Origin of the sequence: Microcoleus sp. Pol11C3 (assembly GCF_036701485.1) — a bacterium.
In the GTDB taxonomy this organism is placed as follows: Bacteria; Cyanobacteriota; Cyanobacteriia; order Cyanobacteriales; family Microcoleaceae; genus Microcoleus.
In genome coordinates, this window is record NZ_JAUBQW010000207.1 from 1 (window position 1) to 7,097 (window position 7,097).

The following is a 7,097-nucleotide window of genomic DNA, read 5'->3' on the forward strand; positions in this document are numbered from 1 at the left end:
TATTTTGGCGAACCTTCAGAGTGATGCTATGACCGAGAGTGCATAGATCATGTTTTTTGTCAATGCGTAAGTCCTATAATTATTAGTTCACCAATACAGCTTTTTACTGTGCGGGGTCGTCCTTGTTCTGTTCCCGTTGCTTGTTTGATAAAAAAAAACCGATTTGTGGGCCAACTTTTTCCAGCCATTGTTGCCTGAGATGCTTTTCAATATTTTCCAGACTGGTCAGTTCACTTGGGGGTGTATTGTTATACAATATTTTAGCAATTTCTGCCGTGCAGGATTGCAACCGCTCTAGTTCTTCAGGGGTCATGGCTCTTGTTTTCGACTTTTTTTGACGCTTTTATTGATTTTAACTATTTTACGCTTATTCGGATATATTTACAAAACCGGGATGCTCCCGTTGACACTTTCGTAAAGAACCGTCACAATGGCAACGCCTGGAATAGAGAGCATATTGATTTTTATGGTAAAAATTAAAGCTAACTCAAAACGCACCAGCTTTGTGTATAGAATAGCACGTTAGAAAGGCAAAAATGGGGTTTGTTAAAAAATGTTGAGTTTTTGGGCAACTCGTGGCTTTCAATCCTTTGTTTTTGACGACTTTACCAACCACTTCGCTGCTGGCAGAACCGCAAATTAAAGTAGTGGCAGCAGCGGCTGGCAAAATAGAAAATGGGAAAAAGCAAATCACCCATCATCAAACCCCTGAGAAAATTGCCGTTAAAGTAATAGAAGAAAAGGAGGCGTTGCTGATTTACGGTATGAAAGGATAAATATGCCAGTCAGAGAAACCAGTATCGACAAAGCTTGGGGATTTTTAACTGATTTTTTTCATACCCTGATTAAGCAACGCCGAAAAGGAATATCGATATTTCTTCACCAAGGACTCCCAATCATCACAAAAGCCGACCAATAATAAGGATGCGACAACTTTAAATCCGCAAACCCTTGCAGCGAACCCGGCAAATCCACCCCATCACCCCGACTCGAACCCCGCAATTTGCCGCCCTCCAAACGCACATCTCCCCGCAACATCGCAATTTGCGCTTGTCGCAGCGCCGCCCCCTTAATTCGCGCCGTCTTCAAATCCTGGTAAAACTCACTCATCAATCCCAAAGTACCTTCATCACTCACGTACCACAAACTCCCCAAAGCCGTTTGCACCCCCGCTTGCAGCGCCAACCCCCCAAAACCCAACTCCGCCTGTGCATCTCCCACCGCAGTCCGACAAGCACTTAAAACTAACAGATTCACCGGCGGATCATTCAATCTCAAATCTCGCAATTGATCCAGTCTCAACCGACTATCCCACAACTGAATAAAAGAATTACTCGGCGCCCCCGGTCGAAATTCGCCGTGAGTAGCTAAGTGAATAATCCCAAAAGGCCGGCTTTCATGCTGTCGCTTCAAATTATCCAAAGTGAAACCCTCATTCACAAAACTAACTCCCGGCCACTCTCTGGAAATAGCTGCTATTTCAGCAGGAACCGCAGGTAAAGGTTTCAACTCGGAAAATTCCGAGGCACCCATTGCTAAAACTTGAGAATTTCTGATATCTACGTAGCGAGTATCTGTTAAATTAATGCTGGGCATTAGGCTGAGATTGTACTTTTCCACCAAAAATTGCTGTCCGTCATGCAAAGCAGCAAAGGGCATACCTCTCAAACCCCGATCGACAACAAAGGAAATAGTATCCGTTTCGCACTTTTTCAAACTGTCCTCTAAAGGCGCAATCATCCATTTATAAAGCTGTTGGGAAGATGGTAGATAACTCGTAGTAGCCCGCACGCCCGGTTTTGTAATCTCAGCCCTGAACTCATTTACAACTCTCAGCAATTCTTCCCGGTTCGCTGACGGCACGCTTTTGTGAACCACATCACCGCAAGAAGTGATCAGCATTAAATTTAATTCTTCCCGTTGCGAAAACAGATAAATTAAGCTGGGTTTTGTGCCGGTTTGTGCGCCCACGGATGCTAATTTTTTTTGAATCTCCTCTGAGGATACCAACTCGTTGCTAATGTTGATGCCTAAATATTCCCCGAATTCTTGGCTGAAAGATTTGTCCAGCAGAGACAAAGCTGCCGATATTTTGCCTGCCTCCAAATTCCTGCCGATGTCGCCGCGAAATGCTGACTGAATAACGGAATCTCTAATATTTGAATTGATAAAAATTCTCAGCCCTCTGGGAGATTGCATTCTTTCGGGCGGCATCCTGTCTCCGGGTTTTCCTATATCTCGCGATATTCTGTTTTGGTTCTGCCGCTGTTCAGGGGTAAAGGGTTGGTTGCGATCGGGGAAAACCCGGTTTCTATCTAATGGAAATCTACCGCTTGGCGATGGTGGCGGAGGAGTTGTACCCGGTGGAGTTGTACCCGGTGGAGTTGTAACCGGTGGAGTTGTAACCGGTGGAGTTGTACCCGGTGGAGTTGTAACCGGTGGAGTTGTAACCGGTGGAGTTGTAACCGGTGGAATTGTAACCGGTGGAGTTGTAACCGGTGGAGTTGTAACCGGTGGAGTTGTATTGGGTTGATTTGTAGTGACGATCGCACTATTGCCTTGAGTGTAAGAATTGATGAAAGATTGTCCCTGAGTAATCGTACCTAAAGCATTGCTGGCGATCGCCCCAGCAGTACCGTTAGTCGTCGCATCTCCCACCGAAAAAGGTATCGGCGGATTGACATCGCCGCCGCCGTGGCGGATAGTAACTGTACCCGGTTGAGCGCCCCCAAGAGTCGAGATGCTAACAGGAGTGCCGTTTTGGTCAAAAGTACCCCTCACTCGAACTAAACCCGGAGTTGCGATCTCAACATTACCGCCCGGAGCATTTATCGATGCAACACTGATATCATTTTGAGCGTTAAGATTTACTGTAGAAGTGCGATCTGCTCTAACAACAGGATTAACATTTATTCGCCCAACTGCGATGTCGTTTCCGGCTAAAATTCCGACTATTTCGGAAGCACTTATATTGCCAGTGCTGACCGTTCCCCTGCTGCTAGTGACATCAACTCCAACTCCCTGCAAGTCTCGTGAATTTACATCGAGCGGCGCCGTTAAATTGACATTTCCTGTTGTAGCGTCCGTATTGCCGCCAATATTAATACTTCCCGTATTGCTAGTTACATTAACTCCAACTCCCCGCAAATCTTGTGCATTTACATTGCCAGAACCTGTCAAATTGACATTTCCTGTTGTGGCGTCGATATTGCCGCCAATATTAATACTTCCCGCATTGCTGTTTACATTAACTCCAACTCCCCGCAAATCTTGTGCATTTACATTGAGCAGCGCTGTTAAATCGACAGTATTTTCTGTTGCTGTAGCGTTATCAATATTAATACTTCCCGAGTTGCTATTAATATTAACTCTTTTTCCCAGCAAATCGCCGGAATTTACATTTCCCGAACCTATTATATTAATATTCCCAAGAGATGTAGTATTACCGAGCGCAATATTTCCCTGAGCGCTATTGACTTCAACGGCTCCACCTTGCAAAATCCCTGCATTTAAATCGCGGGATGCTCTCAAATTAATAGTGCCAGTGCCAGCATTAATCGAGACCACATTAATATTAGTTTGTGCATCCAGATTTACTGTAGGAATAATGGGATTTGTGGCGACAGGATTAACAGTTATTGCCCCTGTGTTGATTTCCTGTCCCGCTACAATTCTGACATCTCCCGAAGTAGCGATCGCCCCCGTGCGGACACTCCCATTGCTGCTGCTAGCATTGACAGTTGCAGCGTTGAGATTGCCTACCGTTAAGTCCCTAGAAGCTGTCAAATTGATATTCTCGGTTGCTGTAATATTGACTGGTGTAGTATTGGGGAAAATTGTATTGGCATCGCTCAAAACTCCCAGTTCCCCGGAGCTAGTGGTAATATCAACATTAGATCCCTGCAAATTCCCAAAATTCACATTGCCAAAAGCTCTGAGTTCGATCGCCCCGGAAGTCCCAGTATCGATCGACCTCGTTTCAATATTGCCCCCAACAGTATTCAGACTAATACTGCCGTTGATATCAGCACGAGAAATGTCATTTGTCAAGATAATATTGTTGAGAGCTCGAATATTAATATCCGAGTTCGATATCAATCTGCCCCCCACTATCACTGCCCCTTCGCTGCTTTCCAGATTAATTCGACCGCCGTTAATATCTCTAGTTGCGATATTTCCCAGCGCTGACAAAATCACCGGTCCGCCGACAGAAATATTTTCAACAGAAATCAAATTGCTTGAAAACAATGAACCTATAAATATTGCATCTTCACCTAAACTCTCAGTAGCAGCATTAGGAGGATTTGCCAGATTTGCCACTCCAGCCCGCAGAATTAAAGCCGGACTGCTGGTTAAAATAGCAATATCCGGATCACCACTCACATTTTCATTACGCAATGCAATATCGGGGCCGGTAATTGTAATATCCTCAACAACAATACTCCCCTTCGCCTCCACTTTCAGCGAAACACCGGTATAATCTCCAAAAAAAACATCTCCTTCCGAACTGATAATCGGGTCAAATAAACTCACAAAATTTCCCGGCATTCCCGACAGATTACGCACCGAAAAATTGCCCGCCGAAACAAAATGAGAATCCCCCGAAATAACACCGTTGCTAACCAAACTCAAATTGCCGCCGCTTTGGAATTGCGCCGGAAGAGATAAGCCGCCGATCGCGTTTTGAGTGAGAATATCAATAGTGCGATCGCCCTGAATGTATAAATTCCCCCCTGCCTGCGCCAAAAAAGGATTCTGGGCGCTGTCCCTGACCCGCACCGCATCCCCACCCAGCAAACTTAAATTCCCCGTAGTTTGCAGCCTAGCGCCCGCTAACGTGAGATTTTCCGCAGCCCATAAATTCGCACTTCCCGCATTCAACTGTGGCAGCCCAGACACATTAGCAGCAATCGCCACATCCCCAGAATTCACCTGCAAACCCGAACCCACAAGCCGCACAGAACCGTCATCCGCAACCGCAACACCCGCCGCCTGATTTTGCCCCGTACCTGTCAGCAACTGCGGCAAAGAAACAGGATTCAAAGTCTGTTGAGAATTACCCAAATTTCCGCCCGTTGGTATTTCCAAACTCAACAAATGCCCCGGTTGACTAAGGCGGAGAACCTGATTTCCCCCAACAGCAGCAACAGTAATTTGCCCGCCCGTAGCCGACAACTGCCCGCTACTAACAACCGTACCGCCAAGCAAAGCCAAATTTTCTCCAGGATTCACCGCTAAATTGCCAGCATTAACAATACTTCCCGGTACACCCGCACCAAAATAAAAAGCATTGGGCGTACCCACCAAGGCGCTAAAATTATTTGTACCCGCAGCATTAAACCAATTTGAACCAAAACCAACACCAGTAGCCGTAGTTGCAGTAAAAGCCGCCGGCACATTCAAACTCGCGTTCGGACCAAACACAATCCCCGCAGGATTAATTAAAAAAAGATTAGAATTGCCGCCCGTGACAGTAATTAAACCGTTAATTAGCGAAGCGTCCCCGCCAGCAATTCGAGCTAATATATTCTGAATAGCCGAATTAGTCAGAAAATTAGCAATTTGACCTTCATTCAAGGCAAACTGCCCAAAACTGTGAAAAAGATTCGCGCCGTCTCCCGACAAACTGCCGCCGTTGATATCATAACGGTTGCCACTGGGGGTGACAACAGTACCCGTACCGTCAGCAGCAGGGACTATGGGCTGTGCTTGCGCGAAAGTATTAAAAATTAACAAAGAAAAAGGACAAATAAATAGCCCGACCTTTTTAATCTTTAAGTTGGTATTTTTCATAGCAGCAAGTAAAACTATCTCAATTGCCTTAATTATGGCACTTGCAAACAACTTACCTCTAAATAACCAATTAATTCGCTCATGACAACTCCCAAAATCAAAAGCCTCTACACAGACGGCGCTTGTTCCGGCAACCCAGGCCCAGGTGGCTGGGGTGCAGTAGTTTGCTTCGCCGACGGCAAGTGTCACGAACTCGGAGGTGCAGACCCCCAAACTACTAACAACCGCATGGAAATGCAGGCGGCCGTCGCAGCGCTGGAATTTTTTGCCAATTCCGGTCAAACCGAACCAGTCACCGTTTACACCGACAGTGAATACGTTAAAAACGGCATCACCAAATGGATTCAAGGCTGGAAAAATAAAGGCTGGAAAACCTCAACGGGCAAAGATGTTGTCAACCAAGACCTCTGGCATCTGCTAGACAAGCTGAATTCCCGGGTTGTCAAGTGGGAACACGTCCGCGGTCACTCCGGCGACTTCTACAACGACAGGTGCGATGAAATCGCCCGCAGCTTCTCCCACAATCTCACTCCCGAACTGCAACAGCAGAAACCAACGGGAGACGAGGCCGGGGCGGGCACGGGGACACCGCCCCTACACTTTGACAACACAATTGTTTCGGAAGAAACGGACGCAACTGGTAACAAAACGATAGAATCCTATGTCATAACTTCTGACCTTCCGATCTCCAACTCTACCATGATGGATTCAACTGCCGATACCCTGGAGAACTTGCCTCGCGAGGTGAGGGTTCAAGACCTCCGCAATCTGATCGAAACCTTGCACATCGCCGACGAGGTTGCGACGAAAGGCTACTTGATTACCAGTTCTGAACTGGCTGATTTGATGGATGTAAATGCCAGCGCTGTCACCAGTCGTGGAGACAACTGGGTTTGGCGAAATTGGGTAGTTTCGCGGGTGCGGCGCGAAGGCAACCAAATTCTCTGGCAATTAGAGAGAATCGACCACGTTAGTACAACTGATTAGTGGTTAGTCATGAGTTATTAGTTGATTAATAACTGATGACTAATGACTGTCGCCAAGCAAGATTTGGCAAAAATTTCTAGGGACACAACATTGTTGTGTCCTTTTAGTGATTAGTCATCAGTCATTAGATTTGAATTGCAGGCATTCACTCTCCTATAGTGAAAACCATCTGCGTTGCATCTGCGCGGGAGCATCCCGGTTTTGCAAAAGCCTCAAATGGCTAAGAGGTCGTTGAGGTAGGCACAACGAAGTTTTAGCATTTGATTGACATTTTTTTTCAACCATTGAGCCCCAGATATTTTCAACCTTCTATCTAT

At 46.1% G+C, this 7,097-nt stretch carries 4 protein-coding genes; 2 read left to right on the forward strand and 2 right to left on the reverse strand.

The window, feature by feature from the left end:
- Nucleotides 1–103 precede the first annotated feature (103 nt).
- The gene (locus QUA40_RS26835; RefSeq protein WP_333131523.1) at nucleotides 104–313 is read right to left on the reverse strand and encodes a hypothetical protein; all 210 of its coding nucleotides are present in this window, start codon (nucleotides 311–313) and stop codon (nucleotides 104–106) included.
- A 262-nt stretch (nucleotides 314–575) separates the two neighbouring features.
- On the opposite strand from QUA40_RS26835, the gene QUA40_RS26840 reads away from it, so the two are divergent.
- A complete protein-coding gene (locus QUA40_RS26840; protein ID WP_333131525.1) occupies nucleotides 576–776 on the forward strand; it encodes a hypothetical protein in 201 nt (66 codons plus the stop codon).
- 103 nt (nucleotides 777–879) lie between these two features.
- Here QUA40_RS26840 and QUA40_RS26845 read toward each other — a convergent pair whose 3' ends face one another.
- The gene (locus QUA40_RS26845; RefSeq protein ID WP_333131527.1) at nucleotides 880–5,793 is read right to left on the reverse strand and encodes a CHAT domain-containing protein; all 4,914 of its coding nucleotides are present in this window, start codon (nucleotides 5,791–5,793) and stop codon (nucleotides 880–882) included.
- 81 nt (nucleotides 5,794–5,874) lie between these two features.
- On the opposite strand from QUA40_RS26845, the gene rnhA reads away from it, so the two are divergent.
- Nucleotides 5,875–6,780, forward strand: coding sequence for a ribonuclease HI (gene rnhA, locus QUA40_RS26850; protein ID WP_333131529.1), 906 nt, complete (start codon nucleotides 5,875–5,877; stop codon nucleotides 6,778–6,780).
- The last annotated feature ends 317 nt before the right edge of the window (nucleotides 6,781–7,097 follow it).